Origin of the sequence: Streptomyces sp. NPDC007189 (assembly GCF_040703635.1) — a bacterium.
GTDB lineage: Bacteria > Actinomycetota > Actinomycetes > Streptomycetales > Streptomycetaceae > Streptomyces.
Genome location: NZ_JBEYEY010000013.1, coordinates 208,271 through 233,819, shown reverse-complemented (window position 1 = coordinate 233,819; position 25,549 = coordinate 208,271). Strand labels below are relative to the sequence as shown.

General features: G+C 72.0%; 24 protein-coding genes and 1 pseudogene. 17 read left to right on the top strand and 8 right to left on the bottom strand.

Annotation, left to right across the window (positions count from 1 at the left end; all coding sequences use genetic code 11):
• The first annotated feature begins 95 nt into the window (after positions 1 to 95).
• Complete coding sequence (locus AB0950_RS26070; RefSeq protein WP_360160054.1) at positions 96 to 1,403, top strand: benzoate/H(+) symporter BenE family transporter; 1,308 nt, start codon at positions 96 to 98, stop codon at positions 1,401 to 1,403.
• Here AB0950_RS26070 and AB0950_RS26065 read toward each other — a convergent pair.
• Positions 1,329 to 1,694: pseudogene (locus AB0950_RS26065) on the bottom strand (helix-turn-helix domain-containing protein); the annotation flags it as partial. The gene AB0950_RS26070 and the pseudogene AB0950_RS26065 sit on opposite strands and share 75 nt — an antisense overlap.
• Before the next feature lie 911 nt (positions 1,695 to 2,605).
• Between AB0950_RS26065 and AB0950_RS26060 the strand changes: the two are divergent.
• From AB0950_RS26060 to AB0950_RS26050, 3 genes are all read left to right on the top strand, one after another.
• On the top strand, positions 2,606 to 3,181 hold the full coding sequence (locus tag AB0950_RS26060) for an FABP family protein (RefSeq protein ID WP_360160053.1): 576 nt from the start codon (positions 2,606 to 2,608) through the stop codon (positions 3,179 to 3,181).
• Positions 3,182 to 3,362: 181 nt separating this feature from the next.
• Positions 3,363 to 3,800: a transcriptional repressor gene (locus AB0950_RS26055; RefSeq protein WP_330339135.1), complete on the top strand. Its 438-nt coding sequence runs from the start codon at positions 3,363 to 3,365 to the stop codon at positions 3,798 to 3,800.
• 9 nt (positions 3,801 to 3,809) lie between these two features.
• Positions 3,810 to 4,775, top strand: a complete 966-nt coding sequence (locus AB0950_RS26050; protein WP_360160052.1) for a folate-binding protein — start codon at positions 3,810 to 3,812, stop codon at positions 4,773 to 4,775.
• Between the two features lie 55 nt (positions 4,776 to 4,830).
• Here the strand turns inward: AB0950_RS26050 and dtd are convergent, their stop codons facing one another.
• Positions 4,831 to 5,256, bottom strand: coding sequence for a D-aminoacyl-tRNA deacylase (gene dtd, locus AB0950_RS26045; protein WP_360160051.1), 426 nt, complete (start codon positions 5,254 to 5,256; stop codon positions 4,831 to 4,833).
• A 160-nt stretch (positions 5,257 to 5,416) separates the two neighbouring features.
• Between dtd and AB0950_RS26040 the strand changes: the two genes are divergently transcribed.
• The 3 genes from AB0950_RS26040 to AB0950_RS26030 all read left to right on the top strand — a co-directional run bounded on the left by AB0950_RS26040 (position 5,417) and on the right by AB0950_RS26030 (position 8,611).
• On the top strand, positions 5,417 to 6,106 hold the full coding sequence (locus AB0950_RS26040; RefSeq protein ID WP_360160050.1) for an aerial mycelium formation protein: 690 nt from the start codon (positions 5,417 to 5,419) through the stop codon (positions 6,104 to 6,106).
• 52 nt (positions 6,107 to 6,158) lie between these two features.
• Positions 6,159 to 7,394, top strand: a complete 1,236-nt coding sequence (locus AB0950_RS26035) for a GNAT family N-acetyltransferase (RefSeq protein WP_360160049.1) — start codon at positions 6,159 to 6,161, stop codon at positions 7,392 to 7,394.
• Positions 7,395 to 7,696: 302 nt separating this feature from the next.
• Positions 7,697 to 8,611, top strand: coding sequence for a GntR family transcriptional regulator (locus AB0950_RS26030; protein WP_360575290.1), 915 nt, complete (start codon positions 7,697 to 7,699; stop codon positions 8,609 to 8,611).
• Between the two features lie 32 nt (positions 8,612 to 8,643).
• Here the strand turns inward: AB0950_RS26030 and AB0950_RS26025 are convergent, their stop codons facing one another.
• Positions 8,644 to 8,811: a hypothetical protein gene (locus tag AB0950_RS26025; RefSeq protein WP_360160047.1), complete on the bottom strand. Its 168-nt coding sequence runs from the start codon at positions 8,809 to 8,811 to the stop codon at positions 8,644 to 8,646.
• Positions 8,812 to 8,945: 134 nt separating this feature from the next.
• Here AB0950_RS26025 and AB0950_RS26020 point away from each other — a divergent pair, with 134 nt between their 5' ends.
• The 6 genes from AB0950_RS26020 to AB0950_RS25995 all read left to right on the top strand — a co-directional run bounded on the left by AB0950_RS26020 (position 8,946) and on the right by AB0950_RS25995 (position 16,558).
• Positions 8,946 to 9,830 (top strand): winged helix-turn-helix domain-containing protein, encoded by an 885-nt coding sequence (locus tag AB0950_RS26020; RefSeq protein WP_360160046.1) that lies wholly within the window; start codon positions 8,946 to 8,948, stop codon positions 9,828 to 9,830.
• Positions 9,779 to 10,579 carry an HAD family hydrolase gene (locus AB0950_RS26015; protein ID WP_360160045.1) on the top strand — a complete coding sequence of 267 codons (801 nt, stop codon included), beginning with the start codon at positions 9,779 to 9,781 and terminating at the stop codon, positions 10,577 to 10,579. The genes AB0950_RS26020 and AB0950_RS26015 overlap by 52 nt, the downstream gene beginning before the upstream one ends.
• 351 nt (positions 10,580 to 10,930) lie before the next feature.
• A complete protein-coding gene (locus AB0950_RS26010) occupies positions 10,931 to 13,087 on the top strand; it encodes an aminoglycoside phosphotransferase family protein (protein ID WP_366779523.1) in 2,157 nt (718 codons plus the stop codon).
• Positions 13,088 to 13,155: 68 nt separating this feature from the next.
• Entirely contained in the window at positions 13,156 to 13,773 is a 618-nt protein-coding gene (locus AB0950_RS26005) for a TetR family transcriptional regulator (protein WP_360160043.1), read from the top strand.
• 50 nt (positions 13,774 to 13,823) lie between these two features.
• Entirely contained in the window at positions 13,824 to 15,878 is a 2,055-nt protein-coding gene (locus AB0950_RS26000) for an AAA family ATPase (RefSeq protein WP_366779522.1), read from the top strand.
• A gap of 113 nt (positions 15,879 to 15,991) precedes the next feature.
• Positions 15,992 to 16,558, top strand: coding sequence for a DUF6817 domain-containing protein (locus tag AB0950_RS25995; protein ID WP_360575293.1), 567 nt, complete (start codon positions 15,992 to 15,994; stop codon positions 16,556 to 16,558).
• 27 nt (positions 16,559 to 16,585) lie between these two features.
• On the opposite strand, the gene AB0950_RS25990 is transcribed toward AB0950_RS25995, so the two are convergent.
• From AB0950_RS25990 to AB0950_RS25975, 4 genes are all read right to left on the bottom strand, one after another.
• Positions 16,586 to 18,955 (bottom strand): excinuclease ABC subunit UvrA, encoded by a 2,370-nt coding sequence (locus AB0950_RS25990; RefSeq protein WP_366779521.1) that lies wholly within the window; start codon positions 18,953 to 18,955, stop codon positions 16,586 to 16,588.
• 107 nt (positions 18,956 to 19,062) lie between these two features.
• The gene (locus tag AB0950_RS25985) at positions 19,063 to 19,935 is read right to left on the bottom strand and encodes a GNAT family N-acetyltransferase (RefSeq protein ID WP_366779520.1); all 873 of its coding nucleotides are present in this window, start codon (positions 19,933 to 19,935) and stop codon (positions 19,063 to 19,065) included.
• A 44-nt stretch (positions 19,936 to 19,979) separates the two neighbouring features.
• Complete coding sequence (locus AB0950_RS25980; RefSeq protein WP_360160038.1) at positions 19,980 to 20,408, bottom strand: DUF6228 family protein; 429 nt, start codon at positions 20,406 to 20,408, stop codon at positions 19,980 to 19,982.
• A gap of 46 nt (positions 20,409 to 20,454) precedes the next feature.
• Positions 20,455 to 21,147: a TetR/AcrR family transcriptional regulator C-terminal domain-containing protein gene (locus AB0950_RS25975; protein WP_366779519.1), complete on the bottom strand. Its 693-nt coding sequence runs from the start codon at positions 21,145 to 21,147 to the stop codon at positions 20,455 to 20,457.
• A 53-nt stretch (positions 21,148 to 21,200) separates the two neighbouring features.
• On the opposite strand from AB0950_RS25975, the gene AB0950_RS25970 reads away from it, so the two are divergent.
• The 4 genes from AB0950_RS25970 (at position 21,201) to AB0950_RS25955 (ending at position 23,984) form a co-directional block, all read left to right on the top strand.
• Positions 21,201 to 22,319: an NAD(P)/FAD-dependent oxidoreductase gene (locus AB0950_RS25970; protein WP_366779518.1), complete on the top strand. Its 1,119-nt coding sequence runs from the start codon at positions 21,201 to 21,203 to the stop codon at positions 22,317 to 22,319.
• Between the two features lie 87 nt (positions 22,320 to 22,406).
• Positions 22,407 to 22,874: a helix-turn-helix transcriptional regulator gene (locus AB0950_RS25965; RefSeq protein WP_366779517.1), complete on the top strand. Its 468-nt coding sequence runs from the start codon at positions 22,407 to 22,409 to the stop codon at positions 22,872 to 22,874.
• 77 nt (positions 22,875 to 22,951) lie between these two features.
• Positions 22,952 to 23,539 (top strand): hypothetical protein, encoded by a 588-nt coding sequence (locus tag AB0950_RS25960; protein WP_360160034.1) that lies wholly within the window; start codon positions 22,952 to 22,954, stop codon positions 23,537 to 23,539.
• Between the two features lie 100 nt (positions 23,540 to 23,639).
• Positions 23,640 to 23,984: a DUF2516 family protein gene (locus AB0950_RS25955; protein WP_360160103.1), complete on the top strand. Its 345-nt coding sequence runs from the start codon at positions 23,640 to 23,642 to the stop codon at positions 23,982 to 23,984.
• Positions 23,985 to 24,082: 98 nt separating this feature from the next.
• Here AB0950_RS25955 and AB0950_RS25950 read toward each other — a convergent pair whose 3' ends face one another.
• Positions 24,083 to 25,384 (bottom strand): fused response regulator/phosphatase, encoded by a 1,302-nt coding sequence (locus AB0950_RS25950; RefSeq protein ID WP_360575298.1) that lies wholly within the window; start codon positions 25,382 to 25,384, stop codon positions 24,083 to 24,085.
• Positions 25,385 to 25,549 lie beyond the last annotated feature (165 nt).

Here is a 25,549-nt window from a genome sequence, read left to right as displayed (position 1 = left end):
GCATGGGGGGCGGCGCGACAAACGCTTCGGGGGAGGTGTCGCGATGTCTGAAGTCTCTTTGTTCTCCTTCATCTGGGGCTGAGTCGGTGCGAGCGATGCGGTCGGTGTCCTTCTCCGCGGTCAACGCGGGCGTGGTGGCGATGGCGGTGTCCTACGCGGGACCGCTCGCCCTCGTCCTGGCTGCCGCGGACAAGGCCGGGCTGAGCGCGGCGCAGCGTTCGTCGTGGGTGTGGGCGATCTCCATCGGCGCGGGCCTGACCTGCGTCGGACTCAGCTGGTGGACCCGCACCCCGGTGATCACGGCGTTCTCGACGCCGGGCGCCGCCATCCTGGTCACGGCCCTCGCACAGCACGACTACGCCGACGCCGTCGGCGCCTTCCTCTGCGCGGGCGTGGCGGCCACGGCGCTGACCGCCACGGGGGTGTTCGCCCGGGTTCTCGCCCGGATTCCGGAGGGCGTCGTCTCGGCGATGCTCGCCGGAATCCTCTTCTCGTTCGGCACGGCGATCTTCACCTCGCTGCGCTCGGCCCCGCTGCTGGCCGGCACCATGGTGGCCGGCTATCTGCTCGCCAAGCGCCTGTGGCCGACCTACGCGGTGATGTGCGCGCTCGGCGTCGGGCTCGCCGTCGCCGCGGCCGACGGCGGCCTCGGCCTGCACCTCAGGGGGCCCGGCCTGGCCGTGCCGCACCTGACGGTGCCGCACTTCTCGGCCGGGGCCCTCCTCGGCATCGGCGTGCCGCTGCTCGTGGCCACGCTCGCCGGGCAGTACGCGCCGGGGATGGCCGTGCTGCGCGCGGACGGCTACCGGCCCGACGAGCGCCTGGTGTGCGCGACGACCGGCGCGGTGTCGACGCTGCTCGCGCCGTTCGGCTCGCACGCCGTCAACCCGGCGGCCATCACCGCCGCGATCTGCACCGGACCCGAGGCGCACCGCGATCCGGCCAGGCGGTGGGTCGCCGGAGTGAGCTGCGGCATCGGCTACCTGGTCGTGGGCTGCTTCGGCTCGACACTGGTCGCCCTGTTCACCGGATTGCCCAAGCCGCTCGTGGCGACGCTGGCCGGGGTGGCTTTGCTCGGTGCGCTCAGCGGAAGTCTGGCCCGCACGGTCGCCGACGAACGCCACCGCGAGGCCTCCGTGATCACCTTCCTCGCGACCGCCTCCGGAGTGACGGTCGCCGGCATCGGCTCACCCTTCTGGGGGCTCCTCGCCGGGGTCGTCGCGCACATCCTGCTCAAGAGCCGCCGGGACCAGCCAGCCGGCGCGCTCGGCGAGGACCGCCACCTGGAAGCGGCTGGCGGCGCCGAGCGCCGAGGTCAGCTCGCCGACCATCCGGCGGACGGTGCGGGCGGAGACGCCGAGCCGCCGGGCGACCGCCTCGTCGGTCAGCCCCTCCGCGAGTAACCGCAGGACCGCCTGCTGCCGCCGGTCGGGCCGGCCCTCCGCGAGTTCGTCGTTGACGGCACGCACCCCCGTGCCGAAGGCGGCGGCGTGCGCCCACGCGTGCTCGAACTGGCTGCGGAACACCTCGACCAGCGACGGGTCGTAGACGACGACGGCCGCCTGCTGCCCGTCGCTGCCTGTCGCGGGCACGATCGCCAGGTGCCGGTCGACGACGATGAGCCGGTGCGGCAGCGTCACAGCGGTGCGCACCTGACCGCCCGCCTTCTGCAACTCCCGCAGATAGCCGGTCATATGGGGCAGTGCGGCGGACGAGGCGAGATGGACGGTACGCATGGCGACCCCGCGCCGCAGTGCCCGCCGGTCGCGCGTGAGGCCCTCCTCCACCATGTGCTCGGGCACCCCGCGCGGGTGCAGCGAGACCACCTCTTCGTACGCCTGCTGCGCGGCGTCCTCCAGGGCGGCCGCGATATTGGTCGTGCCCTCCACCAGCTGGGCCTGGGTGCCGGACAGGCGCATGGCGTGGATGGGGTGGAAGTCGGTGAGCATCCGCACCATCGCCTCGCGGGTGCGGGTGGTCTGTTCGACGAGCTCGGCGACGCGGCGGGCGTCGGCGGCGAGAAGGTGATGAAGCGCGGATTCGGACGACACGCAGGCCCAGCCGCTGGGCGTGGCGGTGGTCCGCACCAGCAGGCCGAGTTCGGACAGCACCTGGATGGCCGCCGTGTACTCCTCGCTGCTCCAGGCAAGCCGCCGGCACACGGCCGCCGGTGTCCAGGCGGCGCCCTGGACGGCGATCTCGTAGAGACGCTGCGCGAGTTTGTGCTCCAGCTCGTTACCGCTGGTCAAAAGTCCCCCTAGTCGACGCTGCCCCGGGGGAGCGAAAGGGTCGTCCCGCCCGCGCCGGGGAGTGACGGCCCTTGTCACACGGCACGAGACCCTACGCGAAACGGGAGACACGCGCCGGGGCGGACGACGGCTGACCTGGCCGAGAGCGCCGGGCCCGGGACGCGTAAGCTTGGGGCGGCCCTGTCGTATCGCGTACTGCCCGCTCACCCGAGGAGCACCCGTGGAGACTTTCTTCGAAACCCTGCTGGTCCTGGTCTGCGTCGGCGTGCTCGCCTTCGCGTACCTGACCGTGAAGAAGCTGTACCAGGGCCAGCGCTGACCCCGTACCCGGCAAAGATCCAGGAAAGCCGCCGCTCATGATCGAGATCCCGTCCGACCTGCACAAGAGCCTGGTTCCGCTCGCCTTCCTGCTCGGCAACTGGGCCGGCGCGGGCGTGCACGACTTCCCCGGCTCCGAGAAGTGCAACTTCGGTCAGGAGGTCAGCTTCACCCACGACGGCCGCGACTTCCTGGAGTACCACTCGCACACCTGGGTGCTGGACAAGGACGGCAACAAGGTCCGCCCGCTGGAGTCGGAGTCCGGCTTCTGGCGGATCGACGCCGACCGCAAGGTCGAGGCGACGATGACCCGCGACGACGGCGTCATCGAGATCTGGTACGGCGAGATGGCCGAGAAGAAGCCGCAGATCGACCTGGTCACGGACGCCGTGGCCCGCACGCCCGGCTCCCGCCCCTACAGCGGCGGCAAGCGCCTGTACGGCTACGTCAAGAGCGACCTGATGTGGGTCGGCGAGAAGCAGACCCCCGAGGTCCAGCTCCGCCCCTACATGTCGGCCCACCTGAAGAAGGTCGTCACCCCCGAGGACGTCGAGCGCTGGGCCAAGGCCCTCCCGGACGACCTGCCGGACGACGGCATCGCCTTCTTCAAGTAAGGCGCTCTGGTGCGCCTGCGGCTGCCGGAACCGAGGCAGGTCGCCGCCACGTATCTCACCGCTCATCTGAGCGCGACGGCCGCACAGGACCGGATCCAGACCCGAACGGCGGGCGCGGTGGTCCCGTCGCCGTCCTGTCCGCCGAGCCATGATCCGGCTCACACCGCCCTAGACTGGGCGTGTGGTGAGCACCGACTGGAAGAGCGACCTCAGGCAGCGCGGCTATCGGCTGACGCCGCAGCGGCAGCTTGTCCTCGAAGCCGTGGACACCCTTGAGCACGCGACCCCCGACGACATCCTCACGGAAGTGAAGAAGACGGCGTCGGGGGTCAACATTTCCACCGTCTACCGGACGCTGGAGCTGCTGGAGGAACTCGGCCTGGTCAGCCACGCCCACCTCGGTCACGGTGCGCCCACCTACCACCTCGCCGACCGGCACCACCATCTGCACCTGGTGTGCCGCGACTGCGAGAACGTGATCGAGGCCGATGTGGACGTGGCCGCCGAGTTCACCGCGAAGCTGCGGCAGCAGTTCGGGTTCGACACCGACATGAAGCACTTCGCGATCTTCGGCCGCTGCAAGGACTGTTCCCTGAAGAGTTCAACTACCACGTCGTAGGCTGGCGGTATGAAGAGCCCCCTGCTGTCCCTGCCCGGCGCCGTCCCCGCCGAGGGCGTGGACGAAGGCGTCGCCGCGCACTACGGAGACCTGTTCCGCGAGCAGCGCGCCCTCGCCGACGGCGCCGGTTTCGTCGACCTGTCCCACCGCGGTGTCGTCACCGTCAGCGGTGAGGACCGGCTGAGCTGGCTGCACCTCCTGCTCACCCAGCACGTCAGCGAGCTGCCGGCCGGTGAGGCCACCGAGGCGCTGATCCTCTCCGCGCACGGGCACATCGAGCACGCGCTGTACCTGGTGGACGACGGTACGACCGTCTGGGCGCACGTCGAGCCCGGCACCCAGGACGCGCTGCTCGCGTACCTGGAGTCGATGAAGTTCTTCTACCGCGTGGAGGTCGCCGACCGGACGGCCGACTTCGGGGTCGTCCACCTGCCCGCCGGGTCCATCGCCGAGGCGCCCCAGGGCGTGGTCGTCCGCGAGACGCCGTACGGCCGTGATCTGTTCCTGCCGCGCGAGGACCTGGAGTCCTTCGCCGCCGCGCACGGGCCGGCCGCCGGCCTGCTCGCTTACGAGGCGCTGCGGGTCGAGCAGCACCGGCCGCGGCTCGGCTTCGAGACCGACCACCGGACGATCCCGCACGAGCTGGGCTGGATCGGCAGCGCCGTGCACCTCCAGAAGGGCTGCTACCGCGGCCAGGAGACGGTCGCCCGCGTCCAGAACCTGGGCAAGCCCCCGCGCCGCTTGGTCTTCCTCCACCTCGACGGCAGCGAGGTGCACCTGCCGGTGGCGGGCACCGAGATCCGGCTCGCGGACGAGGGCCCGGACGGCCGCAAGGTCGGTTTCGTGACGACGTCGGTACGGCACCACGAGCTGGGACCGGTGGCACTGGCCCTGGTCAAGCGCAATGTGCCGGTCGACGCGCGGCTGCTGGCCGGGGAGACGGCGGCCGCGCAGGAGGTCGTGGTCGAGCCGTAGTCGTACGGCTGCGTAGTCCGTGGTCGTACGGCTGCGGGCGCGCGCGGCCGGCGGGCTAGATCTCCAGCAGCACCGTGAACGGCCCGTCGTTCGTCAGCGACACCCTCATCCGCGCGCCGAACCGGCCCGTGGCCACCGTCGCGCCCAGCGCCCTCAGCTGGGACACCACCTCGTCGACCAGCGGCTCGGCCACGTCGCCGGGGGCCGCCGCGTTCCATGTGGGCCGGCGGCCCTTCCGGGCATCCCCGTACAGCGTGAACTGGCTGACGACCAGCAGCGGGGCGTCGATGTCGCTGCACGACCGCTCGTCGTGCAGCATCCGGATCGACCAGAGCTTGCGGGCCAGCTGCGCCGCCTTCTCCTTGGTGTCCTCGTGGGTCACCCCGACGAGGACGCACAGCCCCTCGCCCTCGATCGCGCCGACCGTCTCGCCGTCCACGACGACGCTCGCGCCGTCCACTCTCTGCACCACCGCTCGCATGCGGACCATCATGCCGGGTGCCCGGTAGGCGGTGACAGGGGGTCCAATATCGATCCCTTACCCCCCATCTGGGGCTGTTCGGGGGCACTCGGTCACATAGGGGCCAGTTGGGGTGGCACGATGCTGTCACACGCCGGTCGAGGGGACGGTCACAAGCACGATGAGCACACCGAGTACCAGCGGGCAGCTGGGGGCGCAGGGGACGTACCGGCCGCCCGTCCAGCGCGCCGAAGAGCCGGAGGGCCCCATGCATCCGGCGGGTCCCATCCATCCGGCCGGCCCCATGCATCCGGCGGCCCCCGTCCATCCGGCGGCCCCCGTCCACCCGGCGGGCCTCACGCCGTCCGCGCGGCCCGAGCCGGAGCTGGCCCGGCTGAGCCTGCCCGAGCTGCGCACCCTGCGCCGCGACGCCCAGCGCGACGAGGCGGACCTCAGCTATGTGCGGCGGCTGCTGCAGGGCCGGATCGACATCCTGCGCGCCGAGCTGTGCCGGCGCGGCCGGGCGTCCGTGCCGGCGCCCGCAGACGGTTCGATGGTCGACCGGCTCCCGGAGATCCTCAAGGACGCCCCGGCCCGGCACCGCTCCTCGGCCCGCCATGTCACGCTCGGCACCCCGCACAACGAGGAGTACCGGCAGCTGGCCGCCGAGATGCTCGCCGAGGTCGAGCTGAGCGATCTCCAGGCGCGCACGGACCTGGAGCTGACCGTGGCCATGGGGCGCCTGATCCGCTACGAGCAGGAGGTCTCCGGGCGCCGCCAGCGCCTGCAGCGTACGACCGACGAGTGCAGCGCGGAGATCGCCCGCCGGTACCGGGTGGGTGAGGCGCAGGTGGACGACCTGCTGATGTGAGCGGGGCGAAAAGGAGGCGACACGCGGTGCGCGGCCTGCCTACGGTGGGCCCATGACCGACGTCCGTACCGTCACCGAGGCCGAGTTCGAGGACTGGCAGCGCGCCGTGAGCACCGGTTTCCTGCGGCCGCCCGTGATGCCCGCCGAGCAACTCGAAGCCCGGCGGGCGCTGTTCGTTCCGGGGCGGCTGCTCGGCGCGTTCGACGGCGGCCGGTGCGTGGCCACGTTCCGCTCCTTCGCGCAGGAGGTGACCGCGGTCGGCGGCGCGGCCGTCCCCGCGGACGCGGTCTCCGGTGTCACCGTCAGCCCCACGCACCGCCGCCGCGGCCTGCTCACCCGCATGATGAGCCGGGACCTGGCGGCGGCGAAGGAGCGCGGTGACGTGGTCGCCACGCTGATCGCCGCCGAGTACCCGATCTACGGCCGGTACGGCTTCGGCCCGGCGACCTGGACGAGCGAGTGGACGGTCGAGGTGCCCCGCACCGGTCTCGACCCGCGCTGGTCCGGGCCCGGCGACGGCGGTCGTATCGACCTCGTGGACGGCGAGGAGGTGCGCAAGCTCGGCCCCGAGCTGCACGAGCGGTTCCGCCGGGCGCAGCCGGGCGCGGTCAGCCGGAACGAGCTGTGGTGGCAGGCGCACACCGGCGCCGTCCGTCTGCACGCCGACTGGACCGAGCCGTTCCACGCCGTCCACAGGGCCGCCGACGGCGAGGTCCGGGGCCTGGTGACGTACCGGTCCGACGAGACGTGGAACGGCATGCAGCCGGAGCAGACCGCCACCGTGCAGGAGCTGATCGCCACCACCCCGGCCGCCGAGCGCGCCCTGTGGCTCTACCTGTGCTCCATCGACTGGATCACGAAGGTGAAGAGCGGCTCCCGCGGCCCCGACGACCTGCTGCCGTACTACCTCCCGGACCGGCGCGCGGCCCGGATCACCGACCACGCGGACTGGCTGTGGGTGCGCATCCTGGACGTCGTACGCGCCCTTGAGGCGCGGACGTACGACGTGCCGGGCACGCTGGTGCTGGAGGTCGTGGACGGCGACGGCCTGGCCGCGGGGCGGTTCCGGCTGGACGCCTCGCCGGACGGTGCCTCCTGCGCGCCCACGGATCAGCGCTCCGATCTCACGCTGGGCGCCGGTGAGTTGGCGTCCCTCTGGCTCGGCGGTGAGTCGGCGCTGCGGCTCACGGCGCTCGGCCGCGTGCGGGAAGAACGAGAGGGCGCCGCCCGGAAGGCCGACGCCCTTTTCCGCTCGCCCGGGCGACCCTGGTGCCCGGACCTGTTCTGACCGCTCCCCTCTCCCGGCGACGCTGACTGTGCATCCGTAGCGAGCTGTTCAGTTGTGGCTGTGCCGCGGTGTTCAGTTGTGGCTGTGCGATGTCGTGTTCAGTTGTGACTGTGCGCTTCGGTGGCCGTCCCCTGTCCGGGCTCCCGGCTCCCCTCCGGAAGGGAGCCCGATCGGCCAACCACTGGGAAGCTTGACCATGTTGGACAAGTTGGCAGCCAACTTCTCCTGACTTATGTCCGTTGGGAAGCGACTCATAACCAGCTATCACGGAACTGCCGCAACTTGGCGGGAAGTTGTAGTGTTTGTCCGTGGACCCGGAGCACGCCTCCGCCAGTGGCCGGACGAGGTCGCAGCGGCCTCACCCGTCCCACCGCGACATCGCCGACGAACTGCGCAGCCGGATCAGGACCGGTGTGCTGCGGGCGGGTCAGCGCATGCCCACGCAGGCCGAGCTGGCCGACGAGTTCGGCGTCGAGCGCGGTGCGGTGCGCCAGGCCCTGCGCATCCTGCAGTCGGAGCACCTGCTCACCAATGTTTCCAAGGGCAGCCCGGCCACGGTGGCGGGCGTGCCGGGGCCGGCCCGGCCGCCGGCCGGCCCCGCGGCGCCGCCGCAGCCCACCATGGTGGGCCTCGCTCCCCGGATCGCAGAGGCCTTCGCCGCCTCCCACGTGCGGATCGACGCGCTCTGTCTGACCTCGGTCTCGCTCACGCTGGCCATCGGCGAGCCGCTGAGGCAGATCCACGCGGGGCGGCTGAAACCGGCCAAGATCGATGTGCGGGTGCTGCTGCCCAGCCGGGACATCGACCTCGCCTTCCCGGCGCCGGTGGCCGCCGACGACCACGGCCTGCTGCACCGGCGCTGGCTGGTGCAGCGCAACGCCCAGGGCCTGGTGCTGCGGCAGAACCTGCTGGCGCTGTCCGCCACGCACGGCATCGACGTGCACGTGTCCTTCCGCGCGCTGCCGTTCACCCCGCCGGTCAAGCTGTATCTGCTCAACGGGTCCGAGGCGCTGTTCGCCTACTACACGCTGGGGCGCCGCGAGCGGGAGATCGAGCACGAGCACCTGGAGCTGTACGACGCCGACGGCACGCGCTCGATGCTGTTCGCCTTCGAGCGGCGTGCCGGGCGCCGGGACGACGCGTTCGTGGAGCAGTCGCGGCGGTGGTTCGAGGCGCTGTGGGAGACGATCAGTTCGGGGCTGCTGCTCAGTTCCTAGGGCGACAGGGCCCGGGGCTCGGTGCGCGGGAGTTACAGCGCCGGGCCCGCGAGGAGCACGGCGAGCAGGACGGCGCCGGCCGAGACGGCCTTGTGACTCCTGGTCTCGATGCCGACGGAGATCAGGAGCAGTCCGGTGGCGCCGGCGACACCGTACTTCCACTGGACGAGTTGCTCGACGAGGAGAGCGAGGGCAGGCACGGCGGTTCCCCCATTCCGAAGATTGGCCAACTTGCGAAAGTTGGCAACCAACTCCACCTAAGTTGTCCCCACTTGGTCATGGTTCATAAACAACTTCCCAGCAACTCCTCAAAGATGGATCAGAGTTGTAGCGTTTGGTCGTGACTCAGGAGCATGTGGCAGTGAACGGCAGCAGGAGGCTTACGCCCCAGGAGATCGCCGACGCCCTGCGCCGGCGCATCCGCACCGGGGAGCTGCGGCCCGGCGAGCGCCTGCCCACCCAGGCCGAGCTGGCCGGAGAGTTCGGCGTCGAGCGCGGCGCCGTACGCCAGGCGCTGCGGGTGCTCCAGGAGGAGGGGCTGCTCGCCGACGTCAGCAAGGGCAGCCCGCCCCGGGTCGCCGAGCCGCCGGCGCCGCGCGGGGAGCCGCAGCCCACGATGGTGGCGCTCGCGCCCCGGCTGACCGAGGCGTTCTCGGCGCCGCACGTGCGCATCGACGCCGTGTGCCTGACCGCGCAGAGCCTGATCCCCGCCCTCGGTGAGCCGCTGCGCCTGATCCACGAGGGCCGGCTGCGCCCGGAGCGGATCGACGCCCGCATCCTGCTGCCCTCCCGCGACATCAACCTCGCCTTCCCGGTCTCGGTCGACGCCGGGAGCGAGGAGGACGACGCCGTGCACCAGCGCTGGCTGGCCATGCGCAACGCCCAGGGCCAGGTGCTGCAGTACAACCTCCAGGCGCTGCGCGGCACCCATGACATCGACGTCCAGGTCACCTTTCGCGCGCTGCCGTTCACGCCGCCGGTCAAGCTGTATCTGCTCAACGGGGTGGAGGCGCTGTTCGCGCACTACATGATCACACGCCGCGAGGAGTCCACCGACAGCGGTGAGACGCTTCAGATGTACGACACGCTGGGCTCGGAGTCGCTGCTGTTCTCCTTCGAGCAGCGGGCCGGAGAGCGGGACGCGGCGTTCGTGGAGCAATCGCGGAAGTGGTTCGACGCCCTCTGGGAAACCATCACGTCGGACCTGACACTCTCCTAGTGACTTCTGATGCGACGCAGACTGAGACGACGCAGACCGAACAGAGCGCGAACGAGATCGAGATGCTTCGGGATCTGATCGAAAACGCCCGCGTGGTGCTGTGGGACTTCGACGGACCGATCTGCCGTCTGTTCGCGCGGCACAAGGCCGAACGGGTGGCGACCGGGCTGGTGGAGTGGCTGGCCGGGCGCGGGCTGCACAACCTGCTCAGCGACTCCGAACGCGGCTCGCTGGACCCGCACGAGGTGCTGCGCGCCGTGGACCTGCGGCACCCAGGCAGCGACCTGGTGACCGAGCTGGAGGAACGTCTCACCCAGGAGGAACTGCGGGCGGCCGGCTCCGCGCACCCCACCGCCTACGCCGACCCCCTGATACGCACCTGGACCGCGGTGGGCGCCCGGCTGGCCATCACCACCAACAACTCCCCGAAGGTGGTCACCGCCTACCTGGACGACCGCGGCCTCACCGCCTGCTTCGCCCCCCACATCTACGGCCGCACCACCGACCTGCAGCTGCTCAAGCCCGACCCGCACTGCCTCAACCGCGCGCTCGTCGCGATGGGCTCCGCCCCCTCGGCGGCCCTGATGATCGGCGACTCGCCGTCCGACCTCGTCGCCGCGCGCGGCGCCGGCGTGCGCTTTCTCGGCTACGCGCGTAACGCGGAGAAGGCGAAGCTGTTGCGGGAGGCCGGAGCCGCGCACGTGGTCCGTTCGCTGGAGCCGTTGCTCCGGGTGCTGTGGCGCCGGTGACCGCGCGACGCCACCGCATGTGCTCGGGTTCGACGTGCAGGCATCAACGGCTCCGAGGTGCTGCACGGCCCGTACATCCCGACTGCGGTGCTGTAGCATGCGCGCACCGCATGAGCAACTGCTCCCGTTCGTACGTACGGGACGGCAATCGTGCCGACCCGAGGCGGCCTGATGCGTAACGAGCGCCAGACACACCCGTTGTGGCTACTCGACCACGGTTCCGGTCGTGCGGAAAGACCCCCGCGTTTATCGTTTGCCATACTTTCCACCAGCGCGAGCAATTCGGAGCGGCCAGTGGGCGCACCTGACGTTCCCCACCTCTTTCGTGGGGAACGCGCCGGACCCGGCACAGTGCAGGCGCTGTACGAAAGGTTCGTCGATCTCGCCACCCGGCAGGGCGAGAGGAGCAGCGGCCACCACAACGAGAACTACCGGACCGCGCTCACCGTCCCCCTGGCGCACCTCCTCGGACGGGACCCCGGCACCCCGGTGAGCGTGCGGATCCGGCGGGCGCAGGCGCTGCCGGTGGTGATCAGGACCTGGGACAACGAGGCGCAGATCCTGCGGGCCGTCAAGAGCGCCCTGCCGCATGTGCCGGAGTGCCTGGCCGAGGGCGACGGGTCCGCGATCCACAGCTATGTGGAGGGCGTACCGCTCTCCGGCGTCTGCGCCGACGGCAAGCCCGTCGACACGCTGCTGATCAGGGCGCTCGCCGGACTGCTCGCCCAGATGGCCCAGGTGCGCCGGGGCGCGCTGCCGCCGCTGCCGGCCGGCTGGCCCAGCAACGACCAGGACAGCCAGGGCTTCCTGCAGACGCTGGCGCACCTCGCCGACCAGCAGATCCGCCGGCCCAACTGGCGTGCGTTCGGCGGCCTGTTCGCGGCGCTGGGCATCCCGGAGGACGCGCTTGTCCGACTGGCCGAGCGGGTGCCGCCGATGGCGCGCCGGCCGTACAGCCTGCTCCACACCGACCTGCACCGCGACAACCTGATCATGACGTACGCCGGGGACCCTCCCCTGATCTGCGTCGACTGGGAGCTGGCGACGTACGGCGACCCCCTGCACGACCTGGCGACCCACCTGGTGCGCATGCGGTACCCGAGACACCAGTGGTCCGAGGTGATCGACGCCTGGGCCGAGGCCATGCAGCGGGTCCGCCCGGGAGCGGTCAACGGGCTGACCAAGGACCTGCGCCACTACCTCGCCTTCGAGCAGGCGCAGTCGGTGTACCCCGACGTCATGCGCGCCGCGATCTCCCTGGACGAGGCGTTCGACCAGAAGGGGCTTGACCATGCCACGGGGGAGGTGCGCCGTGCGCTGGAGGCGGCCCAGGAGCCGCTGAACCTGCGCGGTCTGCCCCGTGAGGCGGAGATCGAGCGGGTCCTGTTCCGCTGGCGCATCTCGCGGGGGAAGGCGCGCGACGGTCTCTTCTCCGCCTTCGTCGCGCCGTCCTGGAACCCGGACAAGCGGGTGCCCGAGCGCCGGGACTTTCCCTACTCGGCGGTCCACGCGGCACTGCACGCGGAGGGCGCCGCACCGGCCGGACGGGTGTTCAAGGGAACGGCGCACCTGAATTCCGTGGTCCGGGTTCCCGGAATCGAGTTCCCCGTGGTGGTGCGGCGGAAAGTGGCGAACGTCTGCCGGCGCGAACGCAGCTTTCTCAGCGAGCACGCGGTGCTGCGGGCCATCGAGGATTCGAGGGTTCCCGTGGCGGCGCCGCGAATTCTCGCCCTGGGCGAGAGCTACCCCGGGAAATTCCGCAAGGACAGCTTCGCCGTCCACACCTACGAGGGCCCGCTCGACACGAACCGGCCGCCCGAGCACCCGGTGCACGGCCTCCTTCCGCACGAGGCGGACCGGCTGGTCGACCAACTGTGCGCGCTGAGGGACGTGGACTACACCAAGCTCGACCCCGCGGCCGCGGAGCGCGACTTCGGTTTCTACGGCTGGCTGGCGGACCAGCTCGTCGCGCTGGTCCGGGACCTGCCCAAGGAGTCCCAGCAGCTGGCCCGCCTCCTCGGCCTGCCCGAGGCGGACCGGCTGCGGCAGATGCTGGCCCGGCACGGCGTGAGCGCGCGCAAGCCGACCCTGCTGCACGGCGACCTGAATCCCTGGAACCTGGTACGCCGCGACGACGCCCTGGCGCTCACCCTCATCGACTGGGAGCTGGCGACCGTCGGCGACCCCCTGTACGACCTGGTCCGGCACATGCATCTGACGCCGACCCGGCCGGAGATCCGGGACCGGATGTTCCGCCGCTGGGAGGCCCTGATGCCCCCCGAGTACACCCGCGACTGGCAGCAGGACTGGCGGGTCTACCGGTGGATCGAGATCGTCCGCTCGGCCTACGTCGACCTCGACCGCCTGGTCACCGGCGCCGGCCTGGACGCCCCCAACGTCCGCCGCGCCGTCGACTCCTACGCCATGACCCTGGCCGCTGCCAAGGGCTCCCTGGGCCTGCCCCTCCGCCCGACGGCGAACCCGTATCTCGCCCGCGCCCTGGCCTAGGGCCGTCGGCCTGAGGAGGTGTCCCCGCCCGGGTCCCGGCGCCCGTGGCGGTGCGTAGGCTCGGCGGTATGGGTGAGGAGATCGGGCTGCGGGAGCGCAAGAAGCGGCGGATGTACCAGGACGTGTCGGACACCGCCGTACGGCTCTTCCTGGAGCGGGGGTTCGACGCGGTGTCCGTGGCCGAGGTCGCGGCGGCGGCCGGGATCTCCAAGCCGACGCTCTTCCGGTACTTCCCGGCCAAGGAGGACCTGGTCCTGCACCGGATCGCCGACCACGAGGCGGAGGCCGCCCGAGTGGTGGCCGGGGCGGCCGACCCGGTCGGCGCGCTGCGCCGGCACTTCCTCGCCGGGCTGGAGCGGCGCGACCCGGTGACCGGGCTGAACGACCACCCCCAGGTGCTCGCCTTCCACACCCTGCTCTACGGCACCCCGGCCCTGGTGGCGCGGGCGTACGCCCACCTGGAGCGGTCGGAGGCGGCGCTCGCCGAGGCGCTCGGCGGCAGCCTGGACGCGCGCCTGGCCGCCGGGCAGATCATCGCTGTGCAGCGGATCCTCGCCCAGGACAACTGGCGCCGGATCGCGGCGGGGGAGCGGATCGAGGACGTGGAGCCCGATGCCGTACGGGCCGCCGAGCGGGCGTTCCGGCGGCTGGGTCAGGGGCTGCCGGAGCTGAGGCGTGACGAATGAGACGCGGTTAAAAATTTAACTCGGTAACGTTCGAGGCGTACTCTGGCGCCATGACGTCACTCGACCCCGCCCTCACCGAGACCCTGCACGCCGAGCGCGCCCACCACGCCGCCTGCCGTGCCGCCCTCGCCGCGATGGTCGAGGGCGCCGACGAACAGGTCGTCATCGGCGAGGACGTCTCCGCCTCCGGGGCCGACGCCGAGGTGCTCGGCCACCGGCTGCGCAGCCAGGCCAAGGCGCTGCGCGAACTCCCGCCCGGCCCGCTGTTCTTCGGCCGTCTCGACTTCTCCCGAACCGACTCCGAGCACGGCGGGCAGCACTACCACGTGGGCCGGCTCCGGATCACCGAGGACCCGGCCGCCCCGCCCCTCGTCATCGACTGGCGGGCCCCCGTCTCCCGCGCCTTCTACCAGGCTGACGCCCGCGACCCGCGCGGCGTCGAGGTACGGCGCCGGTTCGGCTGGGCGCCCGGCAGCACCGGCGACTCCACCGACCTCACCGGCCTGGAGGACGAGCACCTGGGCCGGGGCGAGTCACGGACCAGCGACATCGTGGCCCGCGAGATCGAGCGGCCGCGCGTCGGACCCATGCGGGACATCGTCGCCACCATCCAGCCCGAGCAGGACGACCTGGTCCGCGCCGCCCTCACCGACTCGGTCTGCGTCCAGGGCGCCCCCGGCACCGGCAAGACCGCGGTCGGCCTGCACCGCGCGGCCTATCTGCTCTACACCCACCCCAGACGGCTGCAGCGCTCCGGCCTGCTCATCCTCGGCCCCAACCGCACCTTCCTGCGCTACATCGCCGAGGTGCTGCCCGCGCTCGGCGAGACCGCCCGTCGCGGAGCGACTGACGGGGGCTATCGTCAGTCGACCCTGCTGGAGGAGATCGCCCGCCACCCGGTCACCGGGAGTGACGCTCCGGCCGCCGCGGCGGTCAAACACGACGCCCGGATGGCCGAGGTGCTGCGCCGGGCGCTGTACGCGCGCGTGACCACCGACGGCGTCACCGACCTCGCCGTACCGGACGGCTCCTACCGGTGGCGGGTGTCCGCCGCCGAACTCGCGCGGATCGTGGCCGAGGTGCGGGCCGAGGAACCGCCGTACGCCGTCGGCCGCGAGCGGGTGCGCACCCGGGTGGTACGGCGGCTGCGCGAGCGTGCCGAACGCCGTGCCGGGGTGCTGCCCGCCGCCTGGGTGCGCCGCGTCGAACGGGCCCGGCCGCTCACCGAGCACCTCGACCGGGTCTGGCCGAAGGTCCGCCCCGAGGAGGTGCTGACCCGACTCCTCACCGACGCAGGCGAGTTGGCGCGCTCGGCGGACGGCCTGCTGGACCCGGACGAGCAGGCGGCCCTGCTCTGGCCCCGCCCGCCGCGCTCGTACAAGTCGGCCCGCTGGTCGGCCGCCGACCTGGTCCTCCTGGACGAACTCTCCGGCCTGATCGAGCACCCGGAGGGCTACGGCCACATCGTCGTCGACGAGGCGCAGGACCTCTCGCCCATGGAGTGCCGGGCCATCGCCCGCCGTGCCGCGTTCGGATCGCTGACCGTGCTCGGCGACCTCGCCCAGGGCACCACCGTGTGGGCCGCGCGCGACTGGTCCGTGCAACTGCGCCACCTGGGCCGGCCGGACGCGGCGGTGGTCCCGCTGACGACCGGTTTCCGGGTGCCGGCGGCGGTGGTGGCCCTGGCCAACCGGCTCCTGCCCCACTTGGACGTCTCCGTCCCTCCGGCCACCTCCCTGCGCGGGGACGGCGAGGTGCGGATCCGGCCGACCGACGACGTGCCGGGCACGACCGTGACCGCGGTGCGCGAGGCGCTGGCCCACGAGGGCTCGGTGGGCGTCGTGGCGGCCGACGCGGACGTGGACGGCGTACGGCACGCGCTCACGGCGGCCGGCCTCGACCCGGCCGGCCCCGACACGCTCGGCGCCCGCGTGACCGTGGTCGCCGCGAGCCTCGTGAAAGGCCTGGAGTACGACCACGTCGTCGCCGTGGAACCGGCCGCGGTGGCGGAGGCGGAGCCCCGTGGCGCCCACCGCCTGTACGTGGTCCTCACCCGCGCGGTCTCCCGCCTGGACGTGATCCACGCCCGACCGCTGCCGTTCTGACGGGGGAGCGTGCGTGCCGGCGGCGGCTGGAGTGAACCAAGCGGCAGCTTGGGGGTGTGGCGGTAAACCTGGGATTGACCTGCGCGTATCCGCCGCCGGATGATCGACGGGCGATGTCCAGCGGACGGACGGAGAAGACCGTGCCGGACTCCCTCGCCCCCGCGGTGGCGTTTCTGCGCGGCCTGGGAGCCGCCGAAGTCGCGCATCCGGGCGGCACCCTCCTCGCCCATCTCCAGCGCGTCGAGCGGCAGCTCGCCGAGTGGGGCGCGCGGCCGGCCCTCCGGCTCGCGGGACTGTGCCACGCCTGCTACGGCACCGACGGCTTTCCCGGCGCCCTGCTGCCGCCGCACCGCCGGGCCGAGCTGGGGGCCGTCATCGGCGCCGAGGCCGAGTCCCTCGTGTACCTGTACGGCTCCTGCGACCGCGCGGCCGGTTATCCGACGCTCGCCGAGGCCGACGGGGTCTTCCGGGACCGGTTCACCGGCCGTTCCCATGTCCCCGGGGCGGGCGCGCGCCGGGACTTCGCCGAGCTGACCGCCGCGAACGAACTCGACCTCGCCCGCCTCGACCCCGCCTTCCGCACCCGCTGGGGCCCGGACCTGCTCGCCCTCTTCACCCGCGTACGGCCCCTGTTGAGCCCGCCGGCCTGGTCGGCGTGCGAGACGGTGCTGGGCGGGTAGGCCGGCGGTCGCTCGGCGGCGCCCCCCTCACGCCCCCACGTACGCAGCCAAGTGCTGTCCCGTCAGGCTCGACCGGGCCGCGATCAGGTCTGCCGGGGTGCCCTCGAAGACGATGCGGCCGCCGTCGTGACCGGCGCCGGGGCCGAGGTCGATGATCCAGTCGGCGTGGGCCATGACGGCCTGGTGGTGTTCGACCACGATGACCGACTTGCCGGAGTCGACCAGGCGGTCGAGGAGGGCGAGGAGTTGTTCGACGTCGGCCAGGTGGAGGCCGGTGGTCGGCTCGTCGAGGACGTAGACGCCGCTCTTGTCGGCCATGTGCGTGGCCAGCTTCAGCCGCTGCCGCTCGCCGCCGGAGAGCGTGGTGAGCGGCTGGCCCAGGGTGAGGTAGCCGAGCCCGACGTCGGACATGCGCTCGAGGATCTTGTGGGCCGCCGGGACCCGTGCCTCGCCCGCGGCGAAGAACTCCTCCGCCTCGGTCACCGACATCCCCAGCACCTCGGCGATGTCCCTCCCGCCGAGGGTGTACTCCAGCACCGAGGCCTGGAACCGCTTGCCCTCGCACTCCTCGCAGGTCGTCGCGACCCCGGCCATCATCGCCAGGTCGGTGTAGACGACCCCGGCGCCGTTGCAGTTCGGGCAGGCTCCCTCGGAGTTCGCGCTGAACAGCGCCGGCTTGACCCCGTTGGCCTTGGCGAACGCCTTGCGGACCGGCTCCAGCAGGCCGGTGTACGTCGCCGGGTTGCTGCGCCGCGAGCCGCGGATCGGGGTCTGGTCGATCGACACGACGTCCGCGTCCGCCGGCATCGAGCCGTGCACCAGCGAGCTCTTGCCGGAGCCGGCGACACCGGTGACCACGCAGAGCACGCCCAGCGGGATGTCGACGTCGACGTTCCGCAGGTTGTGCGTGCTCGCGCCCCTGATCTCCAGCGCCCCCGCCGGCTTGCGTACCGTGTCCTTCACCGACGCCCGGTCGTCGAGGTGCCGGCCGGTCAGGGTGCCGCTCGCCCGCAGGCCCTCGACGGTGCCCTCGAAGCAGACGGTGCCGCCCGCCGTACCGGCGCCCGGACCGAGGTCGACGACATGGTCGGCGATCGCGATCGCCTCCGGCTTGTGCTCCACGACCAGCACGGTGTTGCCCTTGTCGCGCAGCCGCAGCAGCAGTTCGTTCATCCGCTGGATGTCGTGCGGGTGCAGGCCGATCGTCGGCTCGTCGAAGACGTACGTGACGTCGGTGAGGGACGAGCCGAGATGGCGGATCATCTTCACGCGCTGCGCCTCGCCGCCCGAGAGCGTGCCCGCCGGGCGGTCCAGGGAGAGATAGCCGAGGCCGATCTCCACGAACGAGTCGAGAGTGTGCCGCAGGGACGCCAGCAGCGGTGCCACCGTAGGCTCCGACAGCGACCGCACCCACTCGGCGAGGTCGCTGATCTGCATCGCGCACGCGTCGGCGATGCTCACGCCGTCGATCTTCGAGGACCGGGCCGCCGCGGTGAGCCGGGTGCCCTCGCAGTCGGGGCAGACGGTGAAGGTGACCGCACGGTCCACGAACGCCCGGATGTGCGGCTGCATGCCCTCCTTGTCCTTGGCGAGCATCGACTTCTGGATCCGCGGGATCAGACCCTCGTAGGTCATGTTGATGCCCGCGATCTTCATCCGGGTCGGTTCCTTGTGGAGGAAGTCCTGCAGTTCCCGCTTGGTGAACTTCCGGATCGGCTTGTCCGGGTCGTACAGGCCGGACTCGGTGTAGAGCCGGTAGTTCCAGCCGCCCGTCTTGTAGCCGGGGATCATCAGGGCTCCCTCGTTGAGGGAGAGGGAGTCGTCGTAGAGCTGGGTGAGGTCGAGGTCGGTGACCGCGCCCCGGCCCTCGCAGCGCGGGCACATGCCGCCGGTGATGCTGAAGCTGCGCCGCTCCTTCACCTGCTGCCCGCCGCGCTCCACGGTGACCGCGCCGGCGCCGCTGATCGAGGCCACGTTGAAGGAGAACGCCTTGGGCGAGCCGATGTGCGGCTTGCCGAGCCGGCTGAACAGGATGCGCAGCATCGCGTTGGCGTCGGTGGCGGTGCCGACGGTGGAGCGGGGATCGGCGCCCATCCGCTGCTGGTCCACGATGATCGCGGTCGTCAGCCCGTCGAGCACGTCGACCTCGGGCCGGTTCAGCGTCGGCATGAACCCCTGCACGAACGCGCTGTACGTCTCGTTGATCAGTCGCTGCGACTCCGCGGCGATGGTGTCGAACACCAGGGAGCTCTTGCCCGAGCCGGACACACCGGTGAACACGGTCAGCCGGCGCTTGGGGATCTCGACGCTGACGTCCTTGAGGTTGTTCTCCCGGGCGCCGTGCACCCGGATCAGGTCGTGGCGGTCGGCGGCGTGCGGTGCGATGGCGTCGTCCATGGCGGTCACGGTAACCGGGGCGGCCCGGACGGCGCTTCTCCGATTCTGACGTTTTTCGCGGGCGGTGTCCCACGCGCGCGTCCCGCGATGTGATCGTGCCTGACCGGTCAGCCCTGCGGGCCGCCGAAGTCGTACGCCGCCCAGTCGGCGAGCGTGCGATAGCCGAGGCGCTGGTAGAGGGCGTTGCTGGCGGGGTTGGACAGGTCGGCGAACAGGACGACGTCCCGCGCGCCCGCGGCCAGCGCGGCCCGGCTGACCTCCGCCGTCACGGCCGCCGCGTAGCCGCGGCCGCGCAGGTGGGCCGGGGTGTAGACGACGTCGACCTGGATCTGGCCGCCGATCAGCGGGTTCATGCCCGCGACGGAGACGGGGGCGCCGTCCGGGGTCTCCCAGAGCGTGTAGCGCTTGTCGGCGAAGCGGGTGCCGGCCCATGTGCCGGCGTCGATGGACACGTCCTCCCCGACGGCCTTGGCGAACTCGCCGCACCAGAACATGGCTTCGTCGAGGTCCTGCTCGCCCAGGACCCGGGCCCGCCCGGCGGGCATCGGCTCCGGCGGGGTGAGCGTGCCGAGCCGGTACAGCCGCAGCCGCGGGCCGCGCGGGCTCGCCGTCGCGCCGGTGTGCCGCCGCCAGGCCTCGGCGAACGCGGTGGCGCTGTCGTGGTCCGCGCCGACGGAGGGCAGCCGGTGCCCGAGGCCGGCCAGCCGGGCGGCCAGGGTGTCGGCCTGCCCGGGCGTGAGCGGGGTCAGGCCCAGGCCTCGGGGCGGGAGCCGGTAGAAGGCGGCGTGCACCTCGCCCGCCCGCTCCAGCACACCGAAGACGGGATCTGAGGCGCCGAAAGCCTCCGTCCCCCGCTTGCGCACCCTCTCTGCCCAGGTCAGCGCCATGACGTGCGCACCGGGCCGTGAGCGCAGGAAGTCCCCGGCGCGGGCGAGGAAGTCGTCGACGTCTTCGGTGAGGTGCCAGTCGTCCGGGCGCATGGGTGAGGAATTGCCCCGTCTCCGGGAAGGTGAACCCCTCCCGACTACCTTCCGCTGAGAAAGCGCCGGACCTCGGATGCCAGGAGCGCCATCTGCTCTCCGGCCTCCACCCGGGTGGTCACCGACGCGCTCCACCCGCCGGCTGCTTTCTGCCAGGGGCGCAGGCTCCAGGTCAGTCCGACATGGCCACCGGCCCGGAAGACGGCCGACAGAGCCAGGTCCCCGTCGTCGGTCTGCCAGTCCCGTTCGCCGTCCCATCCCCGGTAGCCGGCGGCCAGTTCGTCCAGGAACGCAGCGAGACCCCGGCCCGGGCTCCAGGCCACCACCTCGTCGACGCGAGCAGTCAGACCCGGAGCCCACAGTTCGACGGCATAGTGCACGGAGTCGGCGTCGACGCCGCCCCGGTCACAGAGCCGCACACCGACCGACGGGGTGTCCCGGCAGCCGATGATCACATCAGGTCTGGCGTCCATGGCGTGTCCACTGGTGAGGCGAGGGGCCTTCGGCAAGAGCTGGGGCTCACGTCGGCGGCCGGGTGAGTTTGGCGGCCACGGCGTCGAGGACCCAGTCCAGGCCGGTCGCGAAGGATGTCTCGGCATCCACGTCCGTGCCGTCGTACACGGCCTTGGCCAGCGCCGGGAAGCGGCCCGTGGCCAGCATTCTCGTCACATGCGGGCCGGAGGCGCGCTGCCAGTCGCGCTTGGACAGGCCCGTGGCGCGCTCGGCCCGCAGGTTCGCGATCTCGCGCCTGATCGCGCCGGTGAAGTAGGCGCTCACCGTCTCCACGGCGCGCATGACGGTGTCGATGTCGGCGAGGCCGTCGAGGGCGGCCAGCGTGGCCTCGGTCACGGCGAGGCCGTTCGGGCCCAGGGCCGGGCGGCCGCCGAGCAGGTCGGCCAGCCATTCGTGACGCAGAGCGGCCCGCCTGGTGCGGTGGGCGAGGACGCGCAGCCCCTCCCGCCAGTCGCCGGGCTGCTCTTCGGGGAGGATCTCGGCCTGGACCTCGTCCATCATGAGGTCGAACAGCTCCTGCTTGGTGGAGATGTATCCGTACAGCCGCATCGGGCCGGCGTTCAGCCGGGCGGCGACCTTGCGCAACGACACCGCCTCCAGCCCGCCCTCGTCGGCCAGCGCGACGGCGGCGGCGACGATCCGCTCCCGGTCGAGCGGCACGGGGCGAGCCGGCGGCTCCGGCCGGTCCCAAACAGTCATGGTCACACCGTACTATTGCGATACATCGTCAGGTGCCAATACAGTGTATTGACATGAGACATCGTATCGCCGTGGTCGGGAGCGGTCCCGGCGGCCTCACCTTCGCCCGTGTCCTGCACCGCCACGGCTGTCCCGTCGCCGTCCTGGAACGCGATCCCGCCCCCGACGCCCGCCCCCCGGGCGGCACGCTGGACCTGCACGAAGGGCTGGGCCAGCTCGCGCTGGACAAGGCGGGGCTGCTGGCGGAGTTCCAGGCGCTGTCCCGCCCCGAGGGGCAGGCCATGCGCATCCTGGACACGGCCGGGACCGTCCTGCGCGACTGGCGACCCCGTCCGGACGACCGGGCCAATCCCGAGATCGACCGCGGGCAACTCCGTGACCTGCTGCTCGGCCCTCTCGACGTCCAGTGGGGCCGCAGCGTGACGCAGGTGGTGCCGGGGACCCGGGACGGCGTACTGGTCCAGTTCGCGGACGGGCGACAGGAGACGTTCGACCTCGTGGTCGGCGCGGACGGCGCCTGGTCCCGGGTCCGCCCGGCAGTCTCGTCGGTGACGCCGCACTACACCGGCGTCACCTCCCTCGAGACCTCCCTCGACGACGTCGACACCCGTCACCCCGAGCTCGCCCGGTTGATCGGCGACGGTTCCGTGGCCGTGTACGGCGTGAACCGAGCTGTCGTCGCCCAGCGCAACAGCGGCGGCCACGTCAAGGTGCACGCCCAGTTCCGCGCGCCGCTGGACTGGCACGCGAACCTGGACCTGGCCGACGTCGAGGCCGTGCGATCGAGCCTGCTGGCGCTGTTCGACGGCTGGGCCGTTCCTGTCCTCGACCTCCTCCGCCACGGCACCGCGTTCGTCCGCCGTCCCCTCTACGTCCTGCCCGTCTCCCACACCTGGACCCACGTCTTCGGCGTGACGCTCCTGGGCGACGCCGCCCATCTGATGCCCCCCTTGGGGGCTGGCGCCAACCTCGCGATGCTGGAAGGCGCCGAACTCGCCGAGTCCATCGCCGCCGGCTCCGAAGACCTGGACCAGGCCGTTCGCGCCTTCGAGGAACAGATGTGGGTACGCGCCGGGAGGTGGGCGAAGATCACGACGGCCGGTCTGGAACGCCTCGTGAGCCCGGACCCCGCCGAGGCCCTCGCCCTCTTCGACCGAGTCCAGCCGTCCTGACCGCCGAGCGCGAGAGCACACGACCCGCGACAGACTTTTGCAAGCGGGTGCTTGCAATTGTTAGCGACGGTGGGGCAAGGTGGAGGCATGGCATCACTGAACGTCGGCAATCTCGGCGAGTATCTGCGCGAGCAGCGGCGAAACGCCCAACTGTCGCTGCGGCAGCTCGCCGACGCCGCCGGGGTGTCCAATCCCTACCTGAGCCAGATCGAGCGCGGGCTGCGCAAGCCGAGCGCGGAGGTGCTCCAGCAGGTCGCCAAGGCCCTGCGCATCTCCGCCGAGACGCTGTACGTCCGCGCCGGGATCCTCGACGCCGAGCGGGACCGGGACGAGGTGGAGACGCGCGCCGTCATCCTCGCCGATCCCTCGCTGAACGAGCGGCAGAAGCAGGTGCTGCTCCAGATCTACGAGTCCTTCCGGAAAGAGAACGGATTCGGGGTCGGCGAGCCCGCCGCGGCCGAGGAGGCCGGGGACCCGGCCCAGGACAGGGACCTGGACTCCGGCGCGGCCGACGGACACGGTGCCGACGCGGACCCGCGGCGTACGGCCGGATAACCGGACCAGGGCGCCGGCCGTACCACCGCGGACCACACCACCTCAGCCGAACGCGAATCCGGGAGGACCTGATCACCATGGCCATCACCGACGACCTGCGCAAGACCCTCAGCGACCCGACTCCGCTCTACTTCGCCGCCGGCACCGCCGACCTCGCCCTGAAGCAGGCCAAGAAGGTGCCCGCCCTGGTCGAGCAGCTGCGCGCCGAGGCGCCGGCCCGCATCGATGCCGTGCGCAACACCGACCCCAAGGCCGTGCAGGAGAAGGCCGCCGCCCGGGCCAAGGAGGCGCAGGAGACCCTGCAGAGCAGGGTCAACGAGTTCCTCGGCACCCTCGACGTCGACCTGAAGAAGCTCGGCGAGCAGGCCCAGGACTTCGCGCTGCGCGGCGTCGGCGTCGCGGCCGAGTACGCCGTCAAGGCGCGTGAGGCCTACGAGAAGGTCGCCGAGCAGGGCGAGCAGGCCGTGAAGCACTGGCGCGGCGAGGCCGCCGAGGAGATCGAGGACATCGCGGTCGCCGTCGAGGGCAAGGCCGAGCCCGCCCAGGCCAACGAGGAGCCCAAGCCGGCCGAGGCCGACTCCGCCGACAAGAAGCCGGCGGCGAAGAAGGCCCCCGCCGCGCGCAAGACGACCACCCCGAAGAAGACCACGCCGTCGGACAAGTGACCGGCAGCGACGAGGTCACACCGGGCCGGGCACCTTCGGGGTGTCCGGCCCGTTGTACGGGTACGGTGGCTGTACGGACTCGACTCGGGTGGTGGGCATTGTGCTGATGACGGCAGTCGGCGGAGTGATGTGGCTGATCTTCACCGCCATGCTGGCGCTCGCCATCGTGGCGTTCGTGATGGCGGCCATCTTCCGCGACGACGCATACCGCGCCGCGGACAAGCAGAACAAGGGCTTCTGGCTGATCATCCTGGGCATCGCGGTCGCCGTGAACCTCTTCGTCCCGATGCTGTTCCTGCAGCTCGCGGGCCTGGTCGCCACGATCGTCTTCTTCGTGGACGTCCGCCCGGCGCTCCAGCAGGTGTCAGGTGGCAGAGGGTTCCGGCGGCGGGGGCGCGGCAGCAGCAGCGACGGTCCCTACGGGCCGTACAACGGCGGCCGCTGAGGGCATCCCGCCCAAGGGGCGCGGAAAGCTGGGCGAACGACCACAGCGGACTCGCTCCCGGCGGCGGCGACGAATCCCTACGGCGAGCCCCCGACGTCCTACGGCGCCCGGTCCAGCAGCACCACAGCCACGTCGTCCGTCAGCTCGCCCCCATTGAGCTCGCGCACCTCGCTCACCGCGGCCCGCAGCAGCTCCTCGCCCCGCAGTCCCTCGGCCAGCTGCCGGCGGATCATCGCGACCATGCCGTCCTGGCCCAGCCGCTCCCCGCCCTCGCCGACCCGGCCCTCGATCAGGCCGTCGGTGTAGAGCATCAGGCTCCACTCGGAACCCAGCTCCACCTGCATCCGCGGCCAGCGGGCGCCGGGCAGCAGCCCGAGGGCGGGGCCGTTGTTGTCGTACGGCAGCAGACGGGCCTGCCGGCCCGGGCGGGCGAGCAGCGGGGCCGGGTGTCCGGCCAGGCACAGGCCCGCGCGGCGGCCGTCGGGCGCGATGTCCACCGTGCACAGGGTCGCGAAGATCTCCTCGTCGGCCCGCTCGTGCTCCAGCACCTGCTGCAGCGTGCCGAGCAGTTCGTCGCCGCACAGGCCGGCCAGGGTCAGCGCCCGCCAGGCGATGCGCAGCTCCACGCCGAGCGCGGCCTCGTCCGGGCCGTGGCCGCAGACGTCGCCGATCATGGCGTGCACGGTGCCGTCGGGGGTGCGCACGGCGTCGTAGAAGTCGCCGCCGAGCAGCGCCCGGGAGCGGCCGGGGCGGTAGCGGGCGGCGAAGCGCAGCGAGGAGCCCTCCAGCAGGGGGGTGGGCAGCAGGCCGCGTTCCAGCCGGCGGTTCTCCTGTGCGCGCAGCCGGCCCTCGGCCAGCCGCCGCTCGGCCGTGTCGGAACGCTTCCGCTCCACCGCGTACCGGATGGCGCGGCTGAGCAGCCGGCCGTCCAGCTCGTCCCGGAAGAGGTAGTCCTGCGCGCCGACGCGCACGGCCTCCGTGCCGCGCTCGGTGTCGCCGGAGGCGGTCAGGGCGAGCACGGCGTGCCGGGGCGCGAGCCGGAGCACGTGCTTGAGCACGGCCAGCTCGTCGTCGCTGTCACTGCGGCCCGGCGCCGGGAGCGCCAGGTCGAGCAGGATGCAGTGGACGTCGTCGGTCAGCAGCCGCTCGGCCTCGGTGAGGTTGCGGGCGGTGCGCACGCGGATCGGCTTGCCGGCCGAGTCCAGCAGGTCGGGGACGATCGGCGAGCCGGCCGGATCGTCCTCGATCAGCAGCAGGGTGAGAGTGGCGCCGCTGCCACTCGTGGGCGCGGCGTCGCGGTGGGCCTCTTCCTTGAGGGGGCCGCCGACTGCGGAGGCGGCCTCAGCCTGACCACTCTCCACGGCCGGGATCGCTCTCTGCCGCGGTACGGGTACGGGCATCGTCTTGGGTTCCTTCCCTCCCCCCGAGGGCACGGGCGGCGCCGAGGGTCTCGATGCCGCCGACGGGGACCATAGCGGGTGGTCGCGCCCCGATGGAATGGTGTGAGCCGCGTCGCTCGCGCGCAGGCCGTTGTCATATGCCGCGTTCTGTACCGCAGTTGGACA

What these genes read in the sequence shown, in the direction of transcription:
- AB0950_RS26070 (WP_360160054.1), top strand. Translation starts at nt 96, where the DNA reads ATGCGGTCGGTGTCCTTCTCCGCGGTCAACGCGGGCGTGGTGGCGATG.
- AB0950_RS26060 (WP_360160053.1), top strand. Translation starts at nt 2,606, where the DNA reads ATGATCGAGATCCCGTCCGACCTGCACAAGAGCCTGGTTCCGCTCGCC.
- AB0950_RS26050 (WP_360160052.1), top strand. Translation starts at nt 3,810, where the DNA reads ATGAAGAGCCCCCTGCTGTCCCTGCCCGGCGCCGTCCCCGCCGAGGGC.
- dtd (WP_360160051.1), bottom strand. Translation starts at nt 5,256, where the DNA reads ATGCGAGCGGTGGTGCAGAGAGTGGACGGCGCGAGCGTCGTCGTGGAC.
- AB0950_RS26040 (WP_360160050.1), top strand. Translation starts at nt 5,417, where the DNA reads ATGAGCACACCGAGTACCAGCGGGCAGCTGGGGGCGCAGGGGACGTAC.
- AB0950_RS26035 (WP_360160049.1), top strand. Translation starts at nt 6,159, where the DNA reads ATGACCGACGTCCGTACCGTCACCGAGGCCGAGTTCGAGGACTGGCAG.
- AB0950_RS26005 (WP_360160043.1), top strand. Translation starts at nt 13,156, where the DNA reads ATGGGTGAGGAGATCGGGCTGCGGGAGCGCAAGAAGCGGCGGATGTAC.
- AB0950_RS26000 (WP_366779522.1), top strand. Translation starts at nt 13,824, where the DNA reads ATGACGTCACTCGACCCCGCCCTCACCGAGACCCTGCACGCCGAGCGC.
- AB0950_RS25995 (WP_360575293.1), top strand. Translation starts at nt 15,992, where the DNA reads ATGTCCAGCGGACGGACGGAGAAGACCGTGCCGGACTCCCTCGCCCCC.
- AB0950_RS25990 (WP_366779521.1), bottom strand. Translation starts at nt 18,955, where the DNA reads ATGGACGACGCCATCGCACCGCACGCCGCCGACCGCCACGACCTGATC.
- AB0950_RS25985 (WP_366779520.1), bottom strand. Translation starts at nt 19,935, where the DNA reads ATGCGCCCGGACGACTGGCACCTCACCGAAGACGTCGACGACTTCCTC.
- AB0950_RS25980 (WP_360160038.1), bottom strand. Translation starts at nt 20,408, where the DNA reads ATGGACGCCAGACCTGATGTGATCATCGGCTGCCGGGACACCCCGTCG.
- AB0950_RS25975 (WP_366779519.1), bottom strand. Translation starts at nt 21,147, where the DNA reads ATGACTGTTTGGGACCGGCCGGAGCCGCCGGCTCGCCCCGTGCCGCTC.
- AB0950_RS25970 (WP_366779518.1), top strand. Translation starts at nt 21,201, where the DNA reads ATGAGACATCGTATCGCCGTGGTCGGGAGCGGTCCCGGCGGCCTCACC.
- AB0950_RS25965 (WP_366779517.1), top strand. Translation starts at nt 22,407, where the DNA reads ATGGCATCACTGAACGTCGGCAATCTCGGCGAGTATCTGCGCGAGCAG.
- AB0950_RS25960 (WP_360160034.1), top strand. Translation starts at nt 22,952, where the DNA reads ATGGCCATCACCGACGACCTGCGCAAGACCCTCAGCGACCCGACTCCG.
- AB0950_RS25950 (WP_360575298.1), bottom strand. Translation starts at nt 25,384, where the DNA reads ATGCCCGTACCCGTACCGCGGCAGAGAGCGATCCCGGCCGTGGAGAGT.